1 pseudogene is annotated in these 276 nt (G+C 69.6%); it reads right to left on the reverse strand.

The window, feature by feature from the left end:
• A pseudogene (locus QWY29_RS20405) lies at positions 1-137 on the reverse strand (transaldolase); the annotation flags it as partial.
• Between the last annotated feature and the right edge of the window lie 139 nt (positions 138-276).

Below are 276 nucleotides of genomic sequence, written 5' to 3' on the forward strand. Positions count from 1 at the left end.
GGGTTGGTGGTGACGCCGACGACGTGCCTGGCGGCGACGAGCTCGGCGAGGTTGCCGGTCTCGATGCGCTCGCGCGACAGGTCGTCGAGCCAGATGGAGACACCGGCGTCGGACAGGTCCTTCAGATGGTCACTCATGTGTTCCTCCTGGGGTGCGGTGCTGCCTGGTGGGCGTACGGCGTCGTGGGGCTCAGCCGGCGGCGGACAGGGAGTCCTGCGCCGCGTCGACGACGGCCTGGGCCGTGATGCCGTACTCGGTGTAGATGCGGGCGTACTC

Source organism: Nocardioides abyssi (genome assembly GCF_030412915.1).
Lineage (GTDB): Bacteria > Actinomycetota > Actinomycetes > Propionibacteriales > Nocardioidaceae > Nocardioides > Nocardioides abyssi.